The sequence below is a fragment of the Halopolyspora algeriensis genome (assembly GCF_003337235.1).
Taxonomy (GTDB): Bacteria; Actinomycetota; Actinomycetes; order Mycobacteriales; family Pseudonocardiaceae; genus Haloactinomyces; species Haloactinomyces algeriensis.
Genome location: NZ_QPJC01000001.1, coordinates 652919 through 676431 on the forward strand (window position 1 = coordinate 652919; position 23513 = coordinate 676431).

At 69.2% G+C, this 23513-nt stretch carries 22 protein-coding genes; 10 read left to right on the forward strand and 12 right to left on the reverse strand.

The features are described 5' to 3' along the window. Both DFQ14_RS03120 and DFQ14_RS03125 read left to right on the forward strand, forming a co-directional pair. Nucleotides 1-396: a hypothetical protein gene (locus DFQ14_RS03120; RefSeq protein ID WP_114451432.1), complete on the forward strand. Its 396-nt coding sequence runs from the start codon at nt 1-3 to the stop codon at nt 394-396. 98 nt (nt 397-494) lie between these two features. Beyond that, nucleotides 495-2288: a sodium/solute symporter gene (locus DFQ14_RS03125; RefSeq protein WP_114451433.1), complete on the forward strand. Its 1794-nt coding sequence runs from the start codon at nt 495-497 to the stop codon at nt 2286-2288. A 56-nt stretch (nt 2289-2344) separates the two neighbouring features. Here the strand turns inward: DFQ14_RS03125 and DFQ14_RS03130 are convergent, their stop codons facing one another. Beyond that, nucleotides 2345-2950: a hypothetical protein gene (locus DFQ14_RS03130; protein ID WP_420810120.1), complete on the reverse strand. Its 606-nt coding sequence runs from the start codon at nt 2948-2950 to the stop codon at nt 2345-2347. Nucleotides 2951-3147: 197 nt separating this feature from the next. On the opposite strand from DFQ14_RS03130, the gene DFQ14_RS03135 reads away from it, so the two are divergent. From DFQ14_RS03135 to DFQ14_RS03145, 3 genes are all read left to right on the forward strand, one after another. Next, nucleotides 3148-3489 (forward strand): rhodanese-like domain-containing protein, encoded by a 342-nt coding sequence (locus tag DFQ14_RS03135; protein ID WP_114451590.1) that lies wholly within the window; start codon nt 3148-3150, stop codon nt 3487-3489. Between the two features lie 38 nt (nt 3490-3527). Beyond that, nucleotides 3528-4403 (forward strand): DUF4328 domain-containing protein, encoded by an 876-nt coding sequence (locus DFQ14_RS03140; protein WP_114451591.1) that lies wholly within the window; start codon nt 3528-3530, stop codon nt 4401-4403. Nucleotides 4404-4566: 163 nt separating this feature from the next. Further along, nucleotides 4567-5523, forward strand: a complete 957-nt coding sequence (locus DFQ14_RS03145) for a DUF5926 family protein (RefSeq protein ID WP_114451434.1) — start codon at nt 4567-4569, stop codon at nt 5521-5523. 99 nt (nt 5524-5622) lie between these two features. Here the strand turns inward: DFQ14_RS03145 and DFQ14_RS03150 are convergent, their stop codons facing one another. From DFQ14_RS03150 to DFQ14_RS03185, 8 genes are all read right to left on the reverse strand, one after another. Further along, nucleotides 5623-6183, reverse strand: coding sequence for a ferritin (locus DFQ14_RS03150; RefSeq protein ID WP_114451435.1), 561 nt, complete (start codon nt 6181-6183; stop codon nt 5623-5625). Nucleotides 6184-6411: 228 nt separating this feature from the next. Continuing rightward, complete coding sequence (locus DFQ14_RS03155) at nt 6412-7062, reverse strand: hypothetical protein (RefSeq protein ID WP_141921418.1); 651 nt, start codon at nt 7060-7062, stop codon at nt 6412-6414. A 195-nt stretch (nt 7063-7257) separates the two neighbouring features. Next, on the reverse strand, nt 7258-8547 hold the full coding sequence (locus DFQ14_RS03160) for an AI-2E family transporter (protein WP_141921419.1): 1290 nt from the start codon (nt 8545-8547) through the stop codon (nt 7258-7260). 167 nt (nt 8548-8714) lie between these two features. Continuing rightward, on the reverse strand, nt 8715-10181 hold the full coding sequence (locus tag DFQ14_RS03165) for an FGGY-family carbohydrate kinase (RefSeq protein WP_114451438.1): 1467 nt from the start codon (nt 10179-10181) through the stop codon (nt 8715-8717). Beyond that, nucleotides 10178-10867 (reverse strand): HAD family hydrolase, encoded by a 690-nt coding sequence (locus DFQ14_RS03170; protein ID WP_114451439.1) that lies wholly within the window; start codon nt 10865-10867, stop codon nt 10178-10180. Before DFQ14_RS03170 ends, DFQ14_RS03165 begins: the two co-directional genes overlap by 4 nt. Before the next feature lie 242 nt (nt 10868-11109). Continuing rightward, on the reverse strand, nt 11110-11868 hold the full coding sequence (locus DFQ14_RS03175) for an SDR family NAD(P)-dependent oxidoreductase (protein WP_114451440.1): 759 nt from the start codon (nt 11866-11868) through the stop codon (nt 11110-11112). A 96-nt stretch (nt 11869-11964) separates the two neighbouring features. Continuing rightward, nucleotides 11965-13377: an MFS transporter gene (locus tag DFQ14_RS03180; RefSeq protein WP_114451441.1), complete on the reverse strand. Its 1413-nt coding sequence runs from the start codon at nt 13375-13377 to the stop codon at nt 11965-11967. Between the two features lie 158 nt (nt 13378-13535). Further along, complete coding sequence (locus DFQ14_RS03185; RefSeq protein ID WP_114451442.1) at nt 13536-14327, reverse strand: DeoR/GlpR family DNA-binding transcription regulator; 792 nt, start codon at nt 14325-14327, stop codon at nt 13536-13538. Between the two features lie 192 nt (nt 14328-14519). Here DFQ14_RS03185 and DFQ14_RS03190 point away from each other — a divergent pair, with 192 nt between their 5' ends. From DFQ14_RS03190 to DFQ14_RS03210, 5 genes are all read left to right on the forward strand, one after another. Continuing rightward, the gene (locus DFQ14_RS03190) at nt 14520-15248 is read left to right on the forward strand and encodes an HAD family hydrolase (RefSeq protein WP_114451443.1); all 729 of its coding nucleotides are present in this window, start codon (nt 14520-14522) and stop codon (nt 15246-15248) included. After that, nucleotides 15248-17008: a dihydroxyacetone kinase family protein gene (locus DFQ14_RS03195; protein ID WP_114451444.1), complete on the forward strand. Its 1761-nt coding sequence runs from the start codon at nt 15248-15250 to the stop codon at nt 17006-17008. The genes DFQ14_RS03190 and DFQ14_RS03195 overlap by 1 nt, the downstream gene beginning before the upstream one ends. A 5-nt stretch (nt 17009-17013) precedes the next feature. Next, on the forward strand, nt 17014-17493 hold the full coding sequence (locus DFQ14_RS03200; protein ID WP_114451592.1) for an RpiB/LacA/LacB family sugar-phosphate isomerase: 480 nt from the start codon (nt 17014-17016) through the stop codon (nt 17491-17493). Nucleotides 17494-17507: 14 nt separating this feature from the next. Further along, nucleotides 17508-18533, forward strand: a complete 1026-nt coding sequence (locus DFQ14_RS03205; protein WP_114451445.1) for a 2-hydroxyacid dehydrogenase — start codon at nt 17508-17510, stop codon at nt 18531-18533. Nucleotides 18534-18620: 87 nt separating this feature from the next. Next, nucleotides 18621-20081, forward strand: a complete 1461-nt coding sequence (locus DFQ14_RS03210; RefSeq protein WP_114451446.1) for an FGGY-family carbohydrate kinase — start codon at nt 18621-18623, stop codon at nt 20079-20081. Nucleotides 20082-20265: 184 nt separating this feature from the next. On the opposite strand, the gene DFQ14_RS03215 is transcribed toward DFQ14_RS03210, so the two are convergent. From DFQ14_RS03215 to DFQ14_RS03225, 3 genes are all read right to left on the reverse strand, one after another. Then, nucleotides 20266-21447: an arginine deiminase gene (locus tag DFQ14_RS03215; RefSeq protein WP_114451447.1), complete on the reverse strand. Its 1182-nt coding sequence runs from the start codon at nt 21445-21447 to the stop codon at nt 20266-20268. Nucleotides 21448-21574: 127 nt separating this feature from the next. Beyond that, entirely contained in the window at nt 21575-22408 is an 834-nt protein-coding gene (locus DFQ14_RS03220) for a CPBP family intramembrane glutamic endopeptidase (RefSeq protein WP_114451448.1), read from the reverse strand. 60 nt (nt 22409-22468) lie between these two features. Further along, entirely contained in the window at nt 22469-23248 is a 780-nt protein-coding gene (locus DFQ14_RS03225; protein ID WP_114451449.1) for a DUF2470 domain-containing protein, read from the reverse strand. Nucleotides 23249-23513 lie beyond the last annotated feature (265 nt).

Consider the following 23513-nt stretch of genomic DNA (forward strand, 5'->3'; position numbering starts at 1 on the left):
ATGACGACGGGCAGGGATTCCGAAGCGACCGATCCGCGCGTGCCGCGCCGAAAGCGTGTGGTGCTGGCCGACCGCCGAGGCACCCGCGAGATTCCCCGCACGATGATGGAACTGGAGGAGCAGAACAGCGTCGGTGAGGCGCTGGTGAGTCACCTGATGAAGGTGCAGTTGCGCAGCTCGCTGCTCCTGGCGGGGATCATCGCCGTGGCACTGTGCGGCCTGCCGGTGCTGTTCTGGCTCGTCCCCGCGGTCGCGGAGGCGACCGTGTTCGGGGTGAGCCTGCCCTGGCTGCTGTTGGGGGTGTTGCCGTTCCCTTTCATGGTGTTGATCGGCTACCTCAGCACGCGCGATGCCGAGCGGCACGAGCGCGAGTTTCTGCGAATGGTGGAGAAGTAGTGCTCGCCGGTGGTCGCCCGAGTCGGGGCCCCGCGCGGCACGGTGGTGCATGGATCACCCGTGCGTGGTGAGAAACCGACCCTGACAGGGGCAGCGAGATGGAACCGGATCTCTGGGCGCTCGGCGGCATCGCCGTGCTCGCCGCGGTGACGTTCACGCTCGCGGCCCGGGGAGCGGGGAGCGCACGCACCACATCGGACTTCTTGGCCGCGCGCCGCACGGTGGGCGTGGAACGCAACGCGACGGCGATCTCCGGTGAGTACCTGTCGGCGGCATCGTTTCTCGGTGTCGCGGGGCTGGTGCTCAAGGACGGTGTGCAGGCCCTGTGGTACCCGATCGGTTTCACCGCCGGATACCTGGTGCTGATGCTGTTCGTGGCCGCGCCCCTGCGCCGGTCCGGGGCCTACACGCTGCCTGATTTCGTCCAGGCACGGCTGGACTCGTACCGGCTGCGGCAACTGGCGACCGTACTGGTGGTGCTGATCGGCTGGCTGTATCTGGTCCCGCAGTTGCAGGCGGCCGGGCTGACCCTGTCGACGATCACGGACATGCCGTACTGGAGCGGGATCGTGGTGGTGGCGGTCCTCGTGCTGCTCGGCGTGCTCGGCGGGATGCGCGCGGCCACCCTGGTGCAGGCGTTCCAGTACTGGGTGAAGTTGTGTGCGATCACCGTGCCCGCCTTCGTGCTGTGCCTGGTGTTCCTGGACGGGGACTCGCAGCATCGGCGCGGGCTCGACGAGGCGGTGCCGCCGGTGTTCGAACGGGACACCACGGTGCGCCTGTCCATCGATGTGCGGCTGCAGGTCACCGAACCGGTGTGGTTGCGGGTCGAGGGCGGTACCGGCGCGGGTGTGCTCGGCGACGATCCTGCGCCGGGGCCGAGCAGTGTCTACGTCTCCCCGGGGGAGTATCCGGTTTCGGCGGGTACCGAGTTGCGGTTTCCCGCGGGTGCGCCGGTTCCGGTGGTCGACGATGCGGTAGCGGAAAACCGGTCCTGGCTGCTGCCGCAGGACGATGGCGCTCGCGGCCTGTTCGAGACGTACTCGCTGATCCTGGCGACCTTTCTGGGCACGATGGGACTACCGCACGTTCTGGTGCGCTTCTACACGAACCCGAGTGGGCACGCCGCCCGGCGTACGACGCTGTTCGTACTCGCCCTGCTCGGCGCGTTCTACCTGTTCCCGACGGTGTTCGGCCTGCTGTCGCGGTTCCATGCGCCCCAGTTGCTGGTCACGGGCAGAACCGATGCGGCGGTGCTGCAGCTTCCCGGTGCGATGCTCGGCAACTGGGCCGGTGGGCTGCTCGGTGCCATCACGGCGGCGGGTGCGTTCGCGGCGTTCCTGGCCACGTCCGGCGGCCTGGTGATGAGCGTGGTGGGAGTGCTGTCCGATGATGTCCTGCCGGGTCGGACATGGGACGTGCGGCTGATCTCGCTGGGGGCGGCGGCGATCCCGGCCGCCCTGGCCCTGAGCGCGATGGGCAGGGACATCGCGCAGAGTGTGGGACTGGCCTTCGCGATGGCGGCGTCCACGTTCTTTCCGTTGCTGGTGCTGGGCGTCTGGTGGCGCCGCCTGACGGCGGCCGGGGCGGCAGCCGGGCTGCTGACCGGTGGTTCCCTGGTGCTGGCGGCGGTCGTGCTGGGGATGTTCGTGGCGGACACGCAGAGCTGGTGGGCGACGGTGCTGCAGCAGCCGGCGGCGATCACGGTGCCGATCGCGTTTCTGGTGACGTTCGTGGTCAGCCGTGCCACCCGGCACCGGGTACCGCCGGGGACCGCGCGTGTGATGTTGCGGATGCACGCCCCGGACCGGCTGGGTTTCGTCCACGATCGGTTGGAGTCCTCCGGCGGCGAGGGCGGGCAGCCGCATGCGCGGGGACGTCACCACCGCTGAGGGCACCGCCCGGATGTCGGCTCAGTGACCCCTGGCCGAATTCCCGGAGCACCCTCTCACGTCCCGGAATCCGGGGTGGCGGCATGCCACGGCAAGGGCGAACCGTCCTCTCGCCTGCTGCGCTCGCGTTCTTTCATCTCCGCTTCGTAGACGTGCCGCCGGCCGCCCAGGAGCAGTCGACGGGCGTGCTGCTCGTGTCTGCGGAAGCAGCTCCAGTAGCCGTCGTCGTAGTCCTCGACGATCTGGTAGGTCCATCTGCCCGGAAGGACATTGCGCCCCACCAGTTCCCGTTCGATCTCGGCGGCGAGCTCGACGTGTCCGCTGCGGCGCAGCTGCTCCACTCCCTCGGCGAGCTTGGCGTCGGCCGCACCGGTCAACTGGTGGAAGTCGTAGAGACGCCCGCGGGCGCGTTCGACGGTTTCCAATGCCTCGGTCACCGTGCCCACCGCGGTCAGCGTGGCATCGTCGACCCCTTCCGGGCGGCGATGGTGCGGTGCCGATTGGTCGGTCTCTCCGGCGGCGTGTTCGCTCTCGCCGACGGGCCCTTCCCCGGTCGGCTCGCTGCCTGCCGGGGAGGGACTGTCCGGTGGGGACTGCCGAGCTTCCCGCTCGACCGGGTGGCGCCCGCCGGCCATCGGATCGCTGCGGATCTCCTCGGCCATCGCGCGTCCCGTCCTTTCGTGCGGTTGCGGTGACCCGTACCACTCGTCGCAGTGTGGCACAGGTGGAGTTCGGTCACCGGATTCCCGCGCGCGCCGGATCCACCGAGCCAGGTGGCTCGGGTGCTTCCGAAATCCGGGCGGGCACCCTCGCGGAGAAACCGCGGGATCCGTGGCAGCATCGGGGTGTGACTACACCGATGCACGGCCGGGTTCCCGGAGTGCACCCCGAGGAACTTCCGGCGGAACTGCCGCAGGGCGCGCTGCTCGATGTTCGCGAACGCGACGAGTGGGAGGCCGGACACGCGCCCGGTGCGGTGCATATCCCGATGAGTGAACTCCCGGAACGGCTCGACGAGATTCCGGAGGTCGACCAGCTCTACGTCGTGTGCCGCTCCGGCGGGCGCTCGTCCAAGGTGACCGCCTACCTCAATGCGAACGGCTGGGATGCGGTCAATGTCGAGCGCGGGATGAACGGCTGGGCCGCCGGTGGGCGGCCGGTGGTCGCCGACAACCCCGACAGCGAGCCGTACGTGCTGTGAGGCGGCAGTCGCCCGGTTCCGGTGTCCCGGTGGAGTGGGTGGCCACTCCACCGGGTGGGCAGCGCCCGCCACGGAGGCGGAGCGCACTGCGCCGCTACACCGGCCCGCCGTCCTACCCGTCCGTACCGCGCTGGGGGTTTCCGCAGGTGGCGTGGCGGTGGCCGCTGGCGTTGCCCAACCGCACCCGTGTCGATCCGGCTGAACGGGTGCAGTCGCTGTCGGCCACGGCGACCTCGGTGCTGTGGACCACGGCCGGCCTCGCCGGGGTGGCCACCGCCGCGGAGTTGTGGCGTTATGCGCTGCTGCTGCGCAGTCGGAACGAGGCCCTGTCGCGGTCCCTTCTCGCCTTCTCGGATGCGCTCGTGATCACGGCGGGAATGCTGACCTGGGTCGTGGGGATGCTCAGCGGTGTGGCCGTGGTGCTGTGGGCGCTGCGAGCGCGCGCCTGCGCGGCCGCGCGGGCCGGTGTGCGTCCCGCGCGTTCGGACGCGGAGTTCGTCGCCGGGGTGCTGGTACCGGGCCTGAATCTGTTCGTGCCCGGTTCGGCGTTGGCCGAGCTGGAGCACACTGCTCTCGTTCCCGAGCACGTTCGTGATCCGGGCACGCGTCCGAAGCCGTCCTGGTTGGTGCGGCTGTGGTGGTCGGCCTGGGCTGCGAGTGTGGTTCTCGGCTGGGTGACGTTCCTGTGGGGGTTCACCGAGGGGGTGCAGGCGCTGGCCAACGGGGTGGTGCTGCATGCCTGGACCAACGCCGCGGTGGTTGTGCTGGCCGTGGTGACCATCCGCGTCGTCAAGTACCTCACGCGGCTGCTCGTACCGGTGGACACCACCGCGATCCCCCGTCTGCGCGTGTTGGGGGTGCGTGGCGCTCCCACGCCTCCACGTCCGGAGCGCTCCGCCGTCGCTCCGCGCTGACCGCGACCCGGGTCGGTGATTCGCGCGCCGACCGCCGTTTCCGGTCGGCGCACCCGTGTCGAACCGGTGATAGCGTCTCGGTCACTCCGAGGCCGCAGATCACCCCGCGAAAGCGGGCGACGATGACCGGTGAGTCGGCAATGTCCAGGTGAGGAGGAATCCGGTGGCGAAGCGAACGGTGGCCGAGCAGCCGGGTACCGAGGGTGGCACAGGGCGGCGGCAGCCGTGCCCGTGCGGCTCGGGCAAGCGCTACAAGGCGTGCCATGGTGCGGCCGGTGGTGCCGCGAACGTGATCGTGTCCCGCCCGTTCGCGGGGTTGGCGGCCGAGTGCGAACTCGTGGCGTTGCGGGAGTTCGTGCCCTCGGCGACGGCGAAGTTGTCGCTGCGGTCCGGTGACCGCGTGGTCACACTGGCCACGGTGCTGCCGATGGCCGCGGCGGCCATGGTGCGCAGCGACGGGCAGGCGTTCGTGGGCTTGCAGGTTCAGACCCGCTCCGGCGATGTCAGCCGGGACCTGGCGCGAGCCGTGGAGTGGGCGCAGCAGGCCGAGCCCGGTGCTTCGCTGCCTGCAGTGGGCCCGGAGGACGCCCCGGAGGGCACCGTACCGGCACGGTTGCAGGATCTCGTCGATCCGGATGCGCTGCTCGACGCCGAGTTGTACGACGACTTCTCCTGGTGGATGCCCGACGACGTGGAGCCCACGGGTGACGTGGCGCTGTCGCTGGAGCGGGCCAACGCGGCGATCATGCCGACCCGGCGGCTCGACGCCGAGGGCGTGCACTCGGCGTACTGGGTGGATGCGGGAGAGAAGGCGCATGTGCGCTGGGTGCGGCCGGATCCGGAGGAGCAGCTGCTGGCCGCGCTGGCTCGGTTGTCGGCGCGGGGAGAGCTCGCCCTGGATGCCGACAGCCGCTATGCGGGCTCCTTCCGGGCGCACGGGCTGCTCGTGCCGGTGTGGGACGTGGACCGGGAGAAGCACGCGCGCGAGTGGGAGCAGCCCGCGGCGGCGATGGGCCACCGCCTGGAGGAGGTGCTCACCTCGCTCGATTCCGAGCCGCTCGATGCGGCCGAACGCCGTGCCAGGGAGGGGTTGCGCGGTCGTCAGATCACCGTCCGCTGAGGCAGCGGCCCCCTGAGGCAGGGGCCTGTGCAGTGACAGGGCCGGTCGCAGCGGCGCCGGCGGAGCCGGAGTTTCCGGCTCCGCCGGCGCCGCCGTGAGTCACACGGCGCCCCCGGCAGCAGGCGGTGCGGTCGGGTCCTCCCCGTGCTCCCCGACGCCTTCGCGGGCGAGGAAGTTCTCCACCTCGAACATGTTGCCCTTCGCTCGATCGACGACGGTCAGCAGGGTGGACATCTGGGAGACCTCTTCGACCTGCTCCTTGAGGAACCACTGCACGAACTGCTCGCCGATGTAATTTCCCTCGTCGCGCGCGGCCTTGGCGAGGGTGGTGATCTCCTCGGTGACCTCGCGCTCCTGCTCCAGCGCGAGAGCGACGAGTTCACGGGTCTCGGTGAAGTCGTTGCGGACGCTCTCGGTAGCGGGAATCGTCGGCTTGATGTCGTTGTCCATGAGGAACCGGACGATCATCATGGCATGGTTGCGCTCCTCGAGAGCCTGCCGGTAGAAGTGCGCGGCCAGGCGGGGCAGGTCCTCGCTGTCGAACCACACCGCCACCGCGATGTACTGCTGCGAGGCGGTGAACTCGTTGCGGACCTGATCCTGGAGAAGTTCGTTGAACCTCGATTCCTGACGTTCGATCCTCTTCGTGCTCAAAGCCATACCGCGAATATACATCAGAATTTTGCCGGTGTTTCAAATAAGGGTGTCCTCAAAAAAGTTTGCCTCACCTGAGAGAAGAGGGTTTCGCCAAGAAAAGCCTGTCCTTGCTCGAGACAGGGTTGCCTTGCCGGGTGAAGGCGAGCCTTACCGTATTCCTGCGGAATTTTGGGCCGCTGTGCTCGATGCCGACCACAATTGTGTAATCCTGCGCACAGGAGCCTTGCTCTCTCACTCCCGTTCCGGGTCGCGCGGTGGCTCCATGCCCAGGATCCGGTCCGCGGTCCGCTCGGCCGATTCCAGCAGGGGAATGGTGAGCTTGGTGATGTAGCGGATGCGGTAGTGCAGCACCACCGGTGGCATGTGCCACCGGTGTGCCCGGGCGGCGTGTTCGCAGTGCCGGGCGATCAGGCGTAGCCGCCTGGCGTTCACGTGGTGGGTGTCGCCCACGAATCCGGGCCGCTGCTCGGCCGGGGCGATCATCTCGAACATCTCGTGAACGTTGCGCGCTGCTTCGGCCCCTTTGGTGACCACGTCGTACACGGCCAGTGGCACGGGGAAGCCGGTCCTGCGGCGCACGCGCTCGCCGAACCGGATGCACAGCAATCCCAGCGGGAAGCCCACGAGCCCGCCGATCCACAACATGGGCAACCACCACTGCCCGCCGAGCGGTTCCGGGCCGCCTGCGGTGAGGGCGAGTACGGCCAGCACGGCGTAGGCGGCCAGTGCTGCCCAGACCAGGAGGTGGCCGGTTTCGACCAGGAGCAGGGCACGCCGGTCGGCCGAGGCGTCCACCGTGCTCGGCGGCTCCGGATGTACCTGCCATCCCCGCACGTCGAGCCGCCCGAACGTACCCGTGTCGATCTCCACGCCGTCTGCCACATCAGCCTCGCCGGTGATCGTCTGTGGTCATTACCACACCGATTGTCACCTCCACGCGCCTCGTCGGCACCAGCAACGGCCGCTGCCGGGAGTGGTGCCTGCCGGAGTGCGGAGTGCCCACGGCCGATTCCGGCCGGAACGTTCACTCGCGAGCATCGAAGGACCGGTTGCTCTCCGGCCGGCACACAACCTCCGTCACGATTCCTCGCTCGATGGTCGTTCCGTGGGTGTCCAGCCTTCCGGCAGGTGTTCTGCCGTCTGCTCTTCCTGCTCGTCGCTTCCCATCAGCGGCGTCCAGATGCGGTGGACGACTGCCGCGGTCGGTACCGCGATGATCATGCCGACGAGCCCGGCCAGAATTCCCCCTACGACAAGAACGAGGCCGATCGCCAAGGGATGCAGGCGGACGTAGTTCTTCATCACCAGCGGCTGAAGGACATTGCCTTCCAGTTGATTTTCCACAAGCAGAACCGCGAGAAGAATGAGTGCTTCGACAATTCCCTGGGTGACCAGGGTGACGAGGACAGCGATCGTGCCCGCCACGATCGCTCCGACGATGGGGATGAAGCTGCCGAGGAACACGAGTACCGACAGGGGCAGGACCAGTGGCACCCCCAGCAGGAACAGGGTCAGCCCGATCACGATGCCGTGGATGATCGCGATGACAACGGTGCCGTGCACATACCCGGTGACAGTGTTCCAAGCGGCATGCCCTGCGCGGTCGATGCGCCGCCGGTGGGGACCCTGCTCGAGTGGCGAGATCAGCCAGCGCCAGACCCGCTCTCCCTCGTAGAGCAAGAACAGTGTCACGAAGATGGTGAGCAGGAGCATGGTCACGAGATTGATCAGGTAGCGAGCCCCTGTCCGTGCGACATTTCTCAGCATGCTGCGGTGGCTCTGGAGCCAGTTGACGACGGCGTTCTCGATGCTGTTCAGCGTCACCTGCCCGAAGCCCAGTTGGGCCAGCAGATCACCGAGCCGGCGGACGGTGTTGATCAGCTGATCGATCAACAGCGGAAGGGTCGCAGCGATCCGCATCCCGATGAGGTAGCCCATGCCGCCGAGGACGAAAACGGCGATGATCAGGGTGATCCATGCCGCGAGCAGATTGGGCATCGGGCGCCTGAGCATCCTGTTCAGCGGCCACAGCAGTGCGGTGAACAGCAACGCGGCGATAACGGGTATGACAGCGAGGTCGAGCAGCACCAGCACCTGCACGCCCACGTAGACCGCCGCCGCGACCAGCAGCGCCCGCAACGCCCACAGTGCTGCACGGCCGAGCAGCGAACGCCGCGGTGGCGCAGTCCCCTCGATCTCTCTTGTCACGCGCATTCCCGCCCCTGGCCTCGTTTCTGCGGTCGGCGAACTTCCTTTCTCCCCGGGCATTTCATGTGTGCGCACGCCACAGGTCGCGAGTGGTGCTGGTTCTGTCCGACTCTTCGCTGACGACTTTCGATACCGGCAGGCCTCGGTGGCACGGATCACCGTTCGATTGCCTGCTTACTGGTTACAGGGTGACTGGGAGCGGGCTTCCCAGCATGTCCGGCGCGATGCCCGGGCCCGGATCGCTGAACAGTGCGGAGACTCGTACCGGTGTGGCGGGACCGTCTCGATCCGGAGAGCGGGCGAGAATTCGGCAAGGACAGCGCCACTCACGAGTTCAGCCATCCACGCTCGTGGAGGGCCTCCAGGAACCTCCGGTAGTTCGCGGCCAGCGGCCCGGCCTCCTCGACGATCGGGTCGATCCGCTCGGGTGCGGGCACCATGGCGTGCGCAGCGGTGCTCAGGTCCGGATGCAGTGTGCCGGTGGCGGCCAGCAGCGCGGCTCCGAGCGCGGTCCCTGCTCGGGGCACGCGGGCGACCGGCCTCCCGAGCACCGAAGCCCGGATGCCGCACCACAATCGGCTACGGGCACCGCCGCCGGTGGTGAGGATCGGTGAGGTGACGGCAACGCCGAGTTTGCCCATCCGCTCCAGCGCGAGGCGCTCGCAGAAGGCGACACCTTCCAGCCTCGCCCGGTGCAGGTCGATCTCGTCGCTCGCCGGCTCGAGCAGGAAGCCCCGTGCTTGTGGTGCCGGGAACGGGAAGCGTTCACCGTCGCGGCGCAGGGGGTAGCACACGGTGCCGGACGGGCCGTGCTCCCCAGCCGCGCGGTCCAACCTGGCGAGCCGTCCTGGATTCACATCGGACAGTGCTTCACCGCCGGTGTTGGAGGCACCGCCGGGCAGCCAGGCGCCGTCCGGATGCAGGTGGCTGTAGACGGCTCCGGTGGGATCGTGCACGAGCTCGGCGGAAACTCCCTTGACGACCAGTGTCGTGCCGAGCACGGTGACGATCCGCCCGGGGTCGACTGCTCCGGAGGCGAGCTGGCCCGCGCACCCGTCGGTCATTCCGGACCGCACCTCGCAGGCTGCGGGCAGGCCCGTCTCGGCGGCAGCGGCAGGGGAGACCCGGCCCAACGGCTGCGCGGGGCGCACCACGTCCGGTAGCCGGTCGGTATCGACCCCGAGCGCCGTCAACGCCTCGCCCGCCCATTCCGCGTTCACCGGGTCGTAGCCGCTCTTCAGCGCATGGCTGGTGTCCGTGGCCACCGGTCGGCCGACCAGGTGCTCGGCGATGAGGTCGGGGGTGTGCAGCAACCGCGCCTTCGGGTCGTCGGCGTGGGCGGCCAGCCAGCCGATGCGGGCCAGGCCGGAACCGGCCGACGGGGTGATCCCGATGCGCTCCCAGCGCCGGGATCCGGCCTCGCGGGCGATGCTCGCCTCGGACTCGGCTCGCCGGTCGTCGTACATCAGCGCCGGGCCGACCGGGTCACCGGCCGCATCAACGGCCACCACGGTTCCCGAGGTCGCCGCGATCGCCAGCGCCCGCACCGCGTGCCGTCGCCGCCCCAGTTTCCTCGTGCACTCCCCGAGCGCGGCTCGCGCCGCAGGCCACCAGCTTCCGGCGTCCTGTTCGGACTCTCCGCCGGGGCCGCGCACCGGTCGGGGCAGCGGAGCCGAGGCGGCGGCGGCCGGCTTCCCGTCGGCATCGCGTACCTCCACGCGCACGGTCGCGGTGGCCACGTCGACCCCGGCGACCAGCGGGGCATCGACGTCGCCCGGAGAATCGCCGCTCATGGTGCGACCGCCGACAACCGCTCCAGCGCCGACGGGAGCTCGGCGAGAGTGCGGATCGACGTGTCCGGCTCGGCGAGTTGCTCGTCGGTCGGTTCCGGCGGTGCCTCGCCGCGCAGTACCCACACGGTACGCAGGCCCGCTTCCTGCGCGCCCCGGACATCGGTGTCGAGCCGGTTGCCGACATGCACGGCACGGCCCGCGGGCACGCTCGCCTCGTCGAGCGCGTGGCGGAAGACAGCCGGGTGCGGCTTCTCCGCACCCACGATCTCGGAGATCGCCCACACGTCGATGTAGCGGGCGATCCCGTCGCGCCGCAGCGCCTCCAGCACCAGGGCGCGCTGGTTGGCCACGATGGCCAGCCGGTACTGCCCGGCCAGCTCGTGCAGCGCGGGCAGTACGTCCGGGTACAGCGCGTCGGGCGGGTGGTCCCAATACCGTGCGGCCAGTGCGGACAGCCGCTCCCGATCGCCGGGAGTCAGGAACCGCTCGGCGATCGTGCTGCGCAGCGACCCGGACTGGCGCTGGCGCTGGGCATCGTAGGCGGCCCGGAACTCGGCCTCGTCGATCTCGCCGTCGGCCAGCTCGCGGGTGGCCCGCAGGAGCGCGTCGCGGTAGACGGCGTCGTCGTAGATCGGTCCGCCGACATCCAGCAGCACCAGCTCGATCGGCTCGGAATGTGTCGTCATTTTTCCTCGGTGAGTCGGAAAAGCGTTCCGGAATCGGCCCCGTGGGCTGCGGTCAGCTTTCACGGTGAGCAATGTGGTCCCTACGGAAAGTGCCCCACCCCGGCGTTTCAGGTGGATGCATTGCAAGGCAGGGCCTCTCGCCGCGTATCGGCATACTCAAGAGAGGTCCAACGCGGCAAGGCGCCGCCTGAGACGTCGGTAGGTGACCACCAACGCAGCGAGGCCCTCACATTCTCGAAGGCTCACCAGGAGGTGAACCCTCCATCTGCCACAACATTGCTCCCGGTCATGAAGCTGCTGGCCTCCGAGGCCAGGAACACCGCCAGGGGCCCGAGTTCGTGAGGTTCGCCGACACGCCCCATCGGAGTCTGCTCCATCCAGGCCCCGAACCATTCGGGCTGGGTCTGCTCGACCTGCTTGAGCAGATCCGTGCCGATGTATCCGGGGGAGATCGAGTTGACCCGCACACCCCGGGAGGCCCACTCCCCGGCCAGGGACTTGGTCAGCGTGATCACGCCCGCCTTGGAGGCGTTGTAGGAAACCTGTGCCTGCGGGTGATTCGAGATGATCCCGGACATGGAGGCGATGTTGACGATCGACCCCGATCCCTGCCGCAGCATGGCCTTGCCCGTTTCCCGGCAGCAGTAGAAGACCGCGTCCAGGTTCAGTCCCAGCACCTCGCGCCAGGATTCGTCACTCATCGACTCGGCGGGCTCGTTGCGCACCATTCCGGCGTTGTGCACCGAGACGTCGAGAGCGCCGTACGTCGAGACGATGTACTCGACGGTTTCGGCGATCCGGCCGGAGTCGGTGACGTCGAGAGGCACGAACTCGCCGTCGATCTCCTCGGCGGCCCGGGGACCGTTGTCGTGGTCGATCTCGCCCACGACCACGCGCGCGCCCTGGTTGCTCAGTGCCCGCGCGATCTGGAAGCCGATTCCCCGGCCGGCTCCGGTGACCAGAGCGGTGGTGCCGTGCAGCGAGAACGGGTCGGTGCTCATGAGGTGGTTCTCCTGTTCTGGTTGCCGTACCGGGGATGTCGTGCAGGTGCGGCCATCGACCGCGGTGACCGCACCTTCTTCGGCAGGAGGTGGGGGTCATCCCACCGCGGGCTGGGACGGTGCGGCGGTCGTGGCCGGCCGGGTCTTCTTGGCCTCTCCGGGGTCGCTGGGGTCCTTCACGGTGGTGGACAGGAACGCCACGAGCACGTACATGAGGCCGAAGGCGATCGCCACGCCACCGCCGCCGACGAAGGGATACAGCGCGTAGACCGTGATGGGGCCGAGGAAGGCGGCACCGCCCGCGCCGAAGTTGAGCACCGCCAGCGCGGATCCCTTGTCCTTGCCCGGAACCATCGAGGGCATCAGTGCCGACAGCGGTACGAAACCGGCCAGCAGAATGCCGTAGACGATGCCCAGTGCGGCGGCCACCGCGAAGCTGCCCGAGGCGATCGAGGCGAAGTACCACAGCGGTGTGGCGATCGCACAACCCACGCAGCCGAACCAGGTCACGGTGCGCTGCCAGCCGAAGTAGTCGCCGAAGACCCCGAAGAACAGGTTGGCGGCGATGTTGGCCGCATACGCGATGGAACTGAGTGCGGCCACCTGTGCGGCGGTCAGGAAGCCACCGTCCACGGCCTGGGGTCCGAAAGTGAACGGGAACATGGCGAAGAAGCCGAACTCCGGGGCGGTGTTGACGATCCGTGTCAGCCCGCCCGAGATGGTTCTGCGGTCGCGCCAGAGGATGTCCACACCTTCGAAGAGGCGTTTGAAGCTGGTGGGGTTTTCGACGGTCTCGTCGGCGATGGGTCGGGTGCCGTGCGGTTCCCGGACTCCGAAGCAGCCGATGGCCGCACCGATGGCGACCAGCACCAGCGACAGCACCAGTGTGGCGTGCAGGCTCATTCCCAGCGGTCCGATCGCCAGCGCGGCCACCGCCGCACCCAGTGTGGGCAGCCCGCCGGTGAACACGAACCAGAACCAGCCCGCGACCGAGCCACGCATGCCCACCGGGCTGGCAACCTGCGCCCAGACGAGGAAGGCGTAGGCGAACAGTGGGTAGGCGAAGCCCCGGATGCCGTAGACCGTCACGATCAGCGCGAAGCTCTGCGAAGGGATGGCCACCCACAGGAACAGGACCTCGAACACGATCCACCAGGCCGCGCCGAGCCACATGACCCGTCGCGGCCCCCAGATCGACGACAGCGTTCCGGAGAACCACGAGGCGATCATGACCGCCAGGCCGTAGATCGTCACGGTGGCGAAGGTCGCCTGGGAACCGGGCAGTCCGCCGCCGTCGGGGCGCTTGAGGTAGTCGGTGAGGTAGGTGATCTCCACGCCGTCGCCGATCATGAAGATCAACACTCCGACGAATCCCCAGAACAGGGGCTTGGGGATCCCGATGCGCTCCAGCCACGTGCGGTGGTGTCCGCTCGCCTGATCGGTGTTCAGGCCCGCTTCCGGGACGCCGTCATCCTGTGGGGTGTCTGGTGCAGGTGGCTGCTGTGCCATGGCTCCCGCCTCCGTAGTGACTGAGAAGGTGCTGGGCCACCGGCGGAGCTGCACGGGGATCTCTTGGTGGGATCTTTCATCGGGATCCTGTGATGCGCGGCACGCACGGTGTTATCGCAGCATCATGCACACAGTTATATTAACTCGCAAGATGTTATTCACGATTCGATCGGGGCGATCATGGTCGGAATGACGTCCCGCGCGGCGGCGACGAGCTCCTCGTCGGCACCGTCGTCGATCACGAGACGGTCGTAGTCCGACAGCGGCGCCATCCGGTGCAGGGCCTTGCGCGGCATCTTGCTGGAGTCCATGAGCAGGACGTTGGTCTCGGCCGCGGCCAGCATGGCCCGCTTGACCTGGACGAGCTCGTGCTCCTGGTGATAAGTCATGGTCGCGTTCATCGCCGAGGTGGACAAGAACGCCATGTCCACCGACAGCGCGCCGACGGCCTCGATGCACGGCAGCCCCAGGAAGGAGTCGTGCGTGGCCGAGTAGTTGCCGCCGAGGCAGATCAGGTGCACCTCGGGCAACTGCTTGAGCACCTCGATGGCGGGCAGGTAATTCGTCGCCACGGTCAGCGGGCCGATGTCGGCCAGCAGGCGTGCCACCGCCAGTGCCGAGGTGGAGTCGTCCAGCAGGATCGAGCCGCCGGGCTCCACCAGCGTCAGCGCGGTCCGGGCGATGGCCTCCTTCTGCGACCGCTGTGCGCCCATCCGGTACTCCGAGCTGCCCTCGAACACCGTGGAGGGCTGCGCGGAGACGCCGCCGTGGAACTTGCGCAGCAATCCGCGCCGCACCAGCTCGTCCAGGTCCCGGTGCACGGTCATCAGGCTCACGCCCACCAGTTCGGTGAGCTCGGATGCGCTGGCCGAGCCCTGGTTCAGCACGTGGTCGACGATCCGTTGCTGGCGCTGCTCCCGTGAGCGCGCCCCCTTCGATGTCCCGCTCATTGCGCACGCTTTTCGTGGTCATATTCCCGCCGCTGCCGGTATGGCGGCGAGTCCGGTTCTCGCATTCCTGCGCAGCATACGGCCATGCGGTGGGCAGATCGGGCGGTTGGGTATGGCCGCGTCTCGGAATCCTGGACAGTTAAACTGTATGCTGTTAATTTAACAACAACTTCGTGAAAGGACGGGGTGTCAATGACGGTCGGCAAGCCCGCGGAACCGCTCGCCAAGCCAGGAGAGGCGCTGCGCGCGGTGGTATTCGACATGGACGGGGTGCTGGTGGAGAGCGAGCATCTCTGGGAGCGCATGTGGACCCGCTACGCCGAGCGCCACGGGCACGAGTGGAGTGCCGAGGACACGGCGACCGTGCAGGGGATGAGCTCCCCCGAGTGGTCGGACTACCTCCGGCGCGTGTGCGACTCACCGGAACCGGCCGACGAGGTCGAACGGGCCGTGGTCGACGAGATGGTCGCCGCCCTGCGGAACGGTGAGATCGAACTGCTCGACGGCGCCCGCGAGATGGTCGTCGACGTCGGTTCCGTGGTCCCGATCGCGCTGGCCTCCTCGGCGCCGCGGCGGCTGATCGACGCCGTGCTGGCAGGTCACGACCTGTCCGACCGGTTCACGGCCACCGTCTCCAGTGCCGAAGTGCCCCGTGGCAAGCCGAGCCCGGACGTCTATGTCGAGGCGGCGGGCCGGCTGGGAGTGACCGGCGACGAATGTGCGGCGGTCGAGGACTCCGGCAACGGCATCCGCGCGGCCCACGCCGCCGGGATGGCCGTGGTCGCCATTCCCAGCGTCGGTTATCCGCCGAAGCCCGACGCCATCGCCGCGGCCAGGGTCGTGGCGACCTCGTTGCAGCACGTGCGCCACACGCTGCTGGCCTGCTTCGGCGATCGAACCACCGAAAGTGAGGGTGCGTGATGACCGGTCTCGTCGATGCCGCCTCGTTCAAGAGCGCCTGGCTGGACGGTTTCGTGACCGCCTACGGCCGCACTGTGCGCAAGGTGCCCGGAGCCTACGGCGTCGTCGGGCGTCATGCGCCCCGTCCGGGCAAGGTCTCGGTGATCATCGGTGGTGGCTGCGGGCACTACCCGGCGTTCGCCGGTCTGGTGGGGCCGGGCCTCGCCGATGCCGCCGTGATCGGCGACGTGTTCACCAGCCCGAGTGCGGAGCAGGTCTATCGCACCGCCCGCGCGGCCGACGGCGGTGCCGGGGTGCTGTTCAGCTACGGCAACTACTCCGGCGATGTGATGCACTTCGGTCTGGCCGCGCGCAGGCTGGCCGCCGAGGGCATCGACAGCCGTACCGTGCTGGTCACCGACGACGTCGCCAGCGGGACCGCCGACAACACCGAGGCGCGCCGGGGCGTGGCGGGCGACTTCTTCGTGTTCAAGGTCGCGGGCGCGGCGGCCGAGCGCGGTGACGACCTCGACACCGTGGCCGCCCTGGCGTCCAAGGCCAATGTCCGGACCCGCACCTACGGTGCCGCTTTCGGCGGCTGCACGCTGCCGGGGCAGGTCGATCCGCTGTTCACGGTGGAGCCCGGCCGGGTCGAGCTCGGACTGGGCATCCACGGTGAGCCCGGCGCGCGCACGGTGGACCGGATGAGCGCGCAGGAACTGGCCGCCGAACTCGTGGACACGTTGCTGCCGCAGCTGCCGGACGGTGCCGATCGCGTGGCGGTGCTGCTCAACGGCCTGGGCCGCACGAAGTACGAGGAGCTGTTCGCCTGCTATCCCGAGATCGAGCGCCGCCTGCGCAGCGCCGGATTGCGACCGCACCGTCCCGAGGTGGGCGAGTTCGTCACCTCGCTGGACATGGCGGGTCTGTCGCTGTCGCTGATGGTCCTCGACGACGAGCTCGCAGAACTCTACGACGCGGGCTGTGCGACACCGGGCTTTCGTGCGCTGATCCCGCAGGTCTCCGGGGAGAACGAAACCCGTGAAGCGCCGTATCGCAGCGAGGGCGTCCCGGACGAGGCCCGTCACGGCGGTGTGGTGCACGCCCTGCTGGTGGCCGCGCTCGATCGCGTGTCCGGGCAGGAGGAGGAGCTCGGCCGCCTCGATGCGGTGGCCGGAGACGGTGACCACGGCCAGGGCATCGTGCGCGGTCTGCGTGCTGCCGTCGACGCCGCCGACCGAGCGGGAAGCCACTCCGGCGACGCGCGCTCCGTCGGTGATGCGCTGCTGTCGGCGGGAACCGCCCTGGCCGATGCCGCAGGCGGTGCCTCCGGTGCGCTCTACGGTGCGCTGCTCGGTGAGACCGGTGCGGGTCTGCGCCTCCGCGAGGGCTCGTCGGTCGACACGACCCTGCTCGCCGACGCCGTCCGCAGTGCCTGCGGCGCCGTGGCCGAACTCGGGGGTGCGCAGCGGGGGGACAAGACGCTGCTGGATGCCCTGGAGCCGTTCCGCGACACGCTGACCGAACAGGCGCACTCCGGAGCCGACGTCGTCCCGGCGGTGTCCGTGGCCGCACTGGAGGCCACCAAGGCCGCCGAGGCCACGGCCGAGCTCGTCTCCGCTCGCGGACGGGCCTCCCGGCTCGGCGCTCGTGACCTGGGCACACCCGATCCCGGCGCCACTTCGCTCGCCCTGATGCTCACTGCGTTCGGTGAAGCGCTGACCGGCGGCGCCTGTGCGGCGGAGCCGTCGACGGAATCCCGACAAGGAGGGTTGACATGACCGGTCTGACAGTGGCCGTCGCGGCCGACAACGCGGGTGTGCGGCTCAAGAACAGCCTTGCCGAACTGCTCGGCGGGGACCACCGCGTTGCCGATGTGCTGGACTTCGGCGTGCCCGACGAAGCCGACGATCGTGCCTATCCCCGTCTGGCGCTGACCGCCGCCGAGGCGATCGCGCGCGGTGAGGCGGAGCGGGGAGTGCTGATCTGCGGCACCGGAATCGGTATGTGCATCTCGGCGAACAAGGTCGACGGGGTGCGCGCCACCGTCGCGCACGACTCCTACTCGGTGGAGCGCTCCATCAAGTCCAACGATTGCCAGATCCTGACCATGGGATCCCGCGTCATCGGCCCCGAGCTGGCCAAACGCCTGGTCACCGAGTGGATCGGATACACCTTCGACCCCACTTCGGCGAGTGCTGCCAAGGTGGCCTACATCACCGACTACGAGCACCACCACTCGACATCTGCGGCCTCCGGTCGCTGAAGGAGGAACCCACCGTGCGCGTTCTGGCAGCAGGCGACCATTTCGTCGGCCCCGGTCTGCTCGATGCGGCCCTGCGTCGTGAACTGGACGCTCCCGAGATCACCACGCTCGAACTGCCCTGGCCGGTCGAGCCCTTCGGCCCTGTCGGTGGCGTCGAGGAGGCCAGCGGTACCGAAGAGCAACTCATCGCAGCCCTCGGTGCTGCTCGCGCGTGCGTCACCCAGATGGCGCCGTTCACCGAGCGTGTCTTCGCCGCGGCCCCCGAGCTGGAACTGGTCGCGGTGTGCCGTGGCGGGCCCGTCAACGTGGACCTGGCAGCCGCCACCCGGGCCGGAGTCGCGGTCACCTACGCGCCGGGGCGTAACGCCGCCGCGGCCGCCGAGTACGCGATCGGGATGATGCTCGCGGCACTGCGCCGCATCCCGGCCTCGGACGCCGAACTCAAACACGGCCGGTGGCGCGGTGACCTCTACGCCTATCCCGAGGCAGGGGTCGAGCTCGACGGCACCACCGTCGGGCTGGTCGGCTACGGCGCCATCGGCCGCATCGTGGCTCGCGTGCTGCGTGCCTTCGGGGCCACCGTGCTGGTCTCGGATCCCTACGCCGATCCCGACGAGCTGGCGCGCGAGGGCGTCGAGCTGCTCCCCCTGGAGGAGCTGCTTCCGCGCAGCACCGTGGTGAGCTTGCACGCCCGGCTGACTCCGGAAACCAAGCAGCTGCTCAACGCCGACACACTCGCGCTGCTTCCGCACGGAGCCGTGCTCGTCAATACCGCGCGGGGCGGGCTGCTCGACTACGCGCCACTGCCCGAGATGCTGCGCAGTGGTCGCCTCGGCGCACTGGCCCTCGACGTTTACGACATCGAGCCCCCGCCGCCGGACTGGGCGCTGCACCAGGCACCCAATGTCATCACCACTCCGCACCTGGCCGGGGCGACCCGTCAGACCGCGCACCGGGCCGCCGACATCGTGGCGGCCGAGGTCGGACGGTTCGCCCGAGGGGAACCACTGGCACACATGGCCAACCCCCGAACCGGGTGAACGGAACTTTCGTCACTTCTACGCGGGTGAAAGTTCCGTTCACTCCCTTTCGCGACAGTCCGCACTTCCCGATCCCGAGGACCAGCCATGATCATCGCTGTCGATATCGGTACCTCGCTGACCAAGGCCGCCTGCTTCGACGAACACGGCACGATCCTGGCCGAGGCCGGCGAGCAGTCCCGTCTGGTCCACTACCCGGACGGTCGTGTGGAGCAGGACCTCGACGACGTCGTGTCCACTGTGGCCACCGTGGTCCGGGACGTGAACGCGCGCACCGCGCAGCGCCCCCGTGCGGTGGCTCTGACCGGCCAGGGGGACGGACTGTGGCTGCGCGATGCCGACGGCCGTCCCGTGCGCCCGCCCATTTCGTGGATGGACGGCCGCGCGGCGGGACTCGTCGAGCAGTGGCAGGACACCGGGATCAGTCACCGGGTCTATGAGCGCACCGGCAACGGTCTCTTCCCCGGTGCGCAGGCACCGCTGCTGGCGTACCTGCGCGATACCGAACCCGCCTCCCTCGAACAGGCCGTGGTCGCCGGCTACTGCGTGGACTCGGTATTGCACGTGCTCACCGGTGAGATCAGCGTGGATGCCTCCGATGCATCGGTCCCGTTCCTCAACGCCGGTACCCGCTGCTACGACCAGGAAGCACTCGCGGCCTGTGGTCTGACCGACCATCAGCGGCTGCTGCCCAAACCGGCCCAACCCCGCCAACTGTTCCAGCTCGATGCCACCGGCGCCGAACTGCTCGATCTTCCGAGCGGCCTGCCGGTGACCGCGGGACCGTTCGACCTGCCCGCCTGCGCCATCGGCGGCGGAATCCAGCAGCCGGGGGATGGCCTGCTCACCGTCGGAACCACGCTGGCCTGCCAGGTACTCACCGACGTGAACGCGACGCGCGAGCACGCCGAACCCTCGGGAATGTGGCTGTGCACCCCGGACGAGAACCGGCTGTTGCACGGCATGCCCGCCATGGTCGGCACGGCAGGCCTCGACTGGATCCTCGACCTGTTCGGTCTGACCATCGCCGACCTCGGTGCCCTGCTGGACGAGAGCCCTCCCGGCGCGCACAACGTCTCGGCACTGCCCTTCCTGGCGCCCGGAGGTGAGCGTGCCCCGTTCGTCGACCCTCGTGCGAGCGGTCAGCTCAGTGGTGTTCGACTCGGCACCACTCGAAGCGATGTGGTGCGGGCGGTCTGCGAGAGCGTGGCCTACGCCGCACGGCACTGCTTCGACGCCGCGGGGCTGGAAGGCCGGCTCGTGGCCTGTGGTGGCGGAACCCGCTCACAGCCCTGGGCCCAGGTCTTCGCCGACATCCTCGGGCGCACCCTGCACATCCCGGACGACCCGGGGATGGGTGCGCGGGGTGCGGCGATCACGGCCGCGCGGGCGCTGGGGGATTCCGTCGACGTCCAGGAATGGACCGGGGTCAATCGCCGTGTCACCCCGAATCCTCGGGTTCGCGATCACTACGATGCGGGGTACCGGCGTTACCGGGACACCCTCGAGGTCACGCGCGAGTTGTGGCGCAGCACCGCGGGCGGGTAGTCGGTGACGCGGAAGGTCTGCCACCGCCCCACGGTTTCCGGTGCGGTCGCATCGGCACCGGAAGCGGACTCGCGGCCGGCACTGTCGGATCCCTCGTCCGGGAAGGGTCGCGAGTCCGTCCCGGGAAGGGTGAACGGAACTTTCGTTCCTTCTGCAGGAGTGAAAGTTCCGTTCACTCCGTGCGCTACAGGGCTCCGCGGGCGATCGGCGAGGACATGCAGCGGGGCCCACCGCGGCCGGAGCCGAGTTCGGAGCCGCGGATGCGCAGCACCTCGATGCCCGCTTCCTCCAGGCGGGCGTTGGTTTCGACGTTGCGCTCGTAGGCCACGACCACGCCCGGAGACACGGCGAGGGTGTTGTTGCCGTCCTCCCACTGCTCGCGTTCGGCGGTGACCGGGTCGAGGCCGGTGTCGATGACGCGGATGCGGTCGATGCCCATCGCTTCGGCGGCGGATTCCAGGAACGGTTCCGGTCCCGAGACCTTGATGTCGTCGCCGGCGGGCTGCAGCGAGTACGCCGTCAGCGTGTCCTGCACCGCCGGATACATCACCACGGTGTCGCGGTCGACCATCGTGCAGACGGTGTCCAGGTGCATCGAGGCGCGTGTCTGCGCGATCGGCACCGCGAGCACGGTGTGGGCGAGGTCGTCGGCGAACATCGAGCGGGCGAGCGATTCGGCGCCGGCCGGGCTGGTGCGCTCGCCGACACCGATCGCGGCGACGCCGGGTGCGAGCTGCAGCACGTCACCACCTTCGACCGGTGCCGAGTGCGCACCGTAGGCGCGGGCAGTGCGCGAGAACCTCGGGTGGTAGGCGTAGACGAGATCGGTCAGCGCGGACTCGCGGCGCCGCGCGGGCATCGCCAGTGCCGTGATGGCCACCCGGTCACCCACCCACACCGAGGAGTCGCGGGTGAACAGCAGGTTCGGCAGCGGGTCGATGACGAAGTCGTGTGCGTGGTGCATGCGCCGCACCAGGGACTGCCCCTCGGCGGCGGGCAGTTCCTCGAACGTCATCCCGGCGATCAGGGTTCGGGCCAGGGTATCGTTGTCCACACTGTATAGATGAGAGCGCAGGGTGTCGGCGATCTCGGTGCCGAGCCTGCGCTCGTCCACGCCGCTGTGCGTCGCCGCCGCCCGGGCGCGCGGATCGTCGAGTGCCTCGGCCAGTAGTTCGTGCAGCAGCAGGACCTCGACACCCCGACTGCGCAGGAGATCGGTGAATGCGTCGTGCTCGTCCTGCGCGCGGTCGACCCACGGGATCGCGTCGAACAGCAACTGGTCGCTGTTGCGCGGCGTGAGCCGCTTCAGTTCAGTGCCCGGACGGTGCAGCAGAACGGTGTGCAGCGGGCCGACTTCACTGGCCACGTGTGGTGTGCTCACGACGTGAAAGCCTAGTCGTCATGAGCGGAATCGGCCGTATTGCTCCGCATATTCGAAAGAATATTAACGATATATGGCGGTATTCGAGCGATTCGTTGCATCGGCTGTGCGATCAGGGCAGCCACGACGCCTGGTCGCGCAACAGTGCATAGCCGAGGAAAGCCACCACGTCGATCAGCCCGTGCCCGATGATCAACGCCCACAGCCGGTTGGTGCGTTGCCAGATCCGGCCGTAGACCAGGCCCATCACGACATTGCCGACGAACCCGCCGAAACCCTGGTAGAGGTGGTAGGAACCGCGCAGGAGAGCCGAGAGCCACAGCGCGCGATTCTCCGAGGCACCGAGCTGGCGCAGCCGGGTCAGCAGGTAGCCGACGACGAGGACTTCCTCGGCCACGGAATTGCCGAAAGCCGCCAGCACCAGGACCGGTGCCCGCCACCACGTATCGTCCAGGGTGGACGGCTGTACGGTCAGGTTCAGGCCCAGTGCATGCGCCACGAGGTACAACCCCAGCCCCGGGATGCCGATCAGCGCGGCCAGCCCCACACCCCCGGCGAGATCCCGGAGCGGGCGAGTGCGGTCGAGCCCGATGCGGGCCAGTGCGATCCCGCCGCGCCACAGCAGGTAGGCGCCGAGCGCTCCCCAGGCGAACAGGTGTGCCGCTCCCGCGAGTTGCTGCATGAGATCCAGCAGGCCGAGGTGGGCCTGCGGAGCGTTGATCCCCGCGCTCTGCTCGGCGAGGGGGGTGGTGCGCAGCAGCGCGTCGAGCAGGGACAGCAGGCTCTGCAGGGCTGCCGCCCCGAGGGTGACGGTGAAGACGATGACCAGTTCGACGATCAGTGCTCGGCGTTCGCCGGGGTCGGTGACGGTGGCGGGCGCGTCGGGCCGAGCGGGAACCAGCCACGCGTGCAGGCCGGTGCGCCGCGTGTGCGAGGGCGTGCTCACGCCGCAGCACGCTACCTGCCGAGCGTGGTGCGGCGGTGACGACACGATTGTCGCGCGACCTCACTGCCGGCGTTGAGCGGCCAGGAAGGGGCAACCGAGGAGGCGTTGCAGTTCGCGACCGAGGTGCTCGGCGTCGGCGACGGGACGGGAGAAGGCCAGCCGCACGTCGTGGTCGCCGTCGACGGATTCCACCCGCAGCCGGATCCCGTACCGATCCAACCCGAGCGGGCGTACGTGCCCGCCCCGTAGCTGATCCGGCAGGTGCCGGGTGAGCGACCCGACGACGTCGCGGTGTGACAGTTCCAGGTGCCGCAGCCACTCGTCCTCCTGGAGGCAGAACGGGTCCGCGCTCGCTGCGGTGAATTCCTCGGGAAGTATCGGGCAGGTGTTCTCGGAGTCGGCCAGTACGAGCGAGGCCGGCTCCAGGCGCAGCACGGTCGCCCCGTGGCCCGCGTCGAGCAGGCGCGGGTCGGGCCGCTGCTCGGCGACCGCGAGAACATCGGCGTGCGCGTGCGCCGCCTCGGGGACGCGCAGCCACCCGCTCAGCCACAGCAGTCCCCGCACCGGTTCGCGCAGCCGCACCGGTGTGGGATCGGTGACCTCCAGCATCGCGCCGAGCTCGCCACGAGGGGCCTGCCAGGCGGCACCGACGAGGGGGTGTTCATCGGCCAGCAGCACGGTGGCCGTGCCGTCGGGATGCACGTGGTGCAGCAGTGGCTGGATCCGTGTCGACGTGTCGCTCGACGGCAGCAGGGCGGCACGGCCGACCCGCATGGCGATGGTCCGGGCACGTTCGGCCGGGCTCGGCGCCGCGGGGCGGCGGGTCGTCGTCTCGCCCATTGCTCACCTCCTGATTAGGCAAGCCTAACTTGCACGGTCGCGGAGGGGAAATCGTCACGCGGATCTCTTCATACCAGCCGCCGCGGACAGGCGAAGGCCGCCATCGGAGTTACGGCCGAGGGTGCAGCCGACCCGTTCGGAGCATGGACCGGTCGGGGTGGGGGCCGCTCGGCGCATCCGATCGCGGTGCCGGTGGTGTCGAGGATGTGTCCGACGGCCACGGTGCCGCCGTGGCGCGGCGGGAATACCCTCGAGGCGCCCGGCG

Bases quoted from the DNA above. Each gene is read 5' to 3' on its own strand.
- DFQ14_RS03120 (WP_114451432.1), top strand. From the start codon at position 1: ATGACGACGGGCAGGGATTCCGAAGCGACCGATCCGCGCGTGCCGCGC.
- DFQ14_RS03125 (WP_114451433.1), top strand. From the start codon at position 495: ATGGAACCGGATCTCTGGGCGCTCGGCGGCATCGCCGTGCTCGCCGCG.
- DFQ14_RS03130 (WP_420810120.1), bottom strand. From the start codon at position 2,950: ATGGCCGAGGAGATCCGCAGCGATCCGATGGCCGGCGGGCGCCACCCG.
- DFQ14_RS03135 (WP_114451590.1), top strand. From the start codon at position 3,148: ATGCACGGCCGGGTTCCCGGAGTGCACCCCGAGGAACTTCCGGCGGAA.
- DFQ14_RS03150 (WP_114451435.1), bottom strand. From the start codon at position 6,183: ATGGCTTTGAGCACGAAGAGGATCGAACGTCAGGAATCGAGGTTCAAC.
- DFQ14_RS03165 (WP_114451438.1), bottom strand. From the start codon at position 10,181: ATGAGCGGCGATTCTCCGGGCGACGTCGATGCCCCGCTGGTCGCCGGG.
- DFQ14_RS03170 (WP_114451439.1), bottom strand. From the start codon at position 10,867: ATGACGACACATTCCGAGCCGATCGAGCTGGTGCTGCTGGATGTCGGC.
- DFQ14_RS03175 (WP_114451440.1), bottom strand. From the start codon at position 11,868: ATGAGCACCGACCCGTTCTCGCTGCACGGCACCACCGCTCTGGTCACC.
- DFQ14_RS03180 (WP_114451441.1), bottom strand. From the start codon at position 13,377: ATGGCACAGCAGCCACCTGCACCAGACACCCCACAGGATGACGGCGTC.
- DFQ14_RS03185 (WP_114451442.1), bottom strand. From the start codon at position 14,327: ATGAGCGGGACATCGAAGGGGGCGCGCTCACGGGAGCAGCGCCAGCAA.
- DFQ14_RS03190 (WP_114451443.1), top strand. From the start codon at position 14,520: ATGACGGTCGGCAAGCCCGCGGAACCGCTCGCCAAGCCAGGAGAGGCG.
- DFQ14_RS03195 (WP_114451444.1), top strand. From the start codon at position 15,248: ATGACCGGTCTCGTCGATGCCGCCTCGTTCAAGAGCGCCTGGCTGGAC.
- DFQ14_RS03210 (WP_114451446.1), top strand. From the start codon at position 18,621: ATGATCATCGCTGTCGATATCGGTACCTCGCTGACCAAGGCCGCCTGC.
- DFQ14_RS03225 (WP_114451449.1), bottom strand. From the start codon at position 23,248: ATGGGCGAGACGACGACCCGCCGCCCCGCGGCGCCGAGCCCGGCCGAA.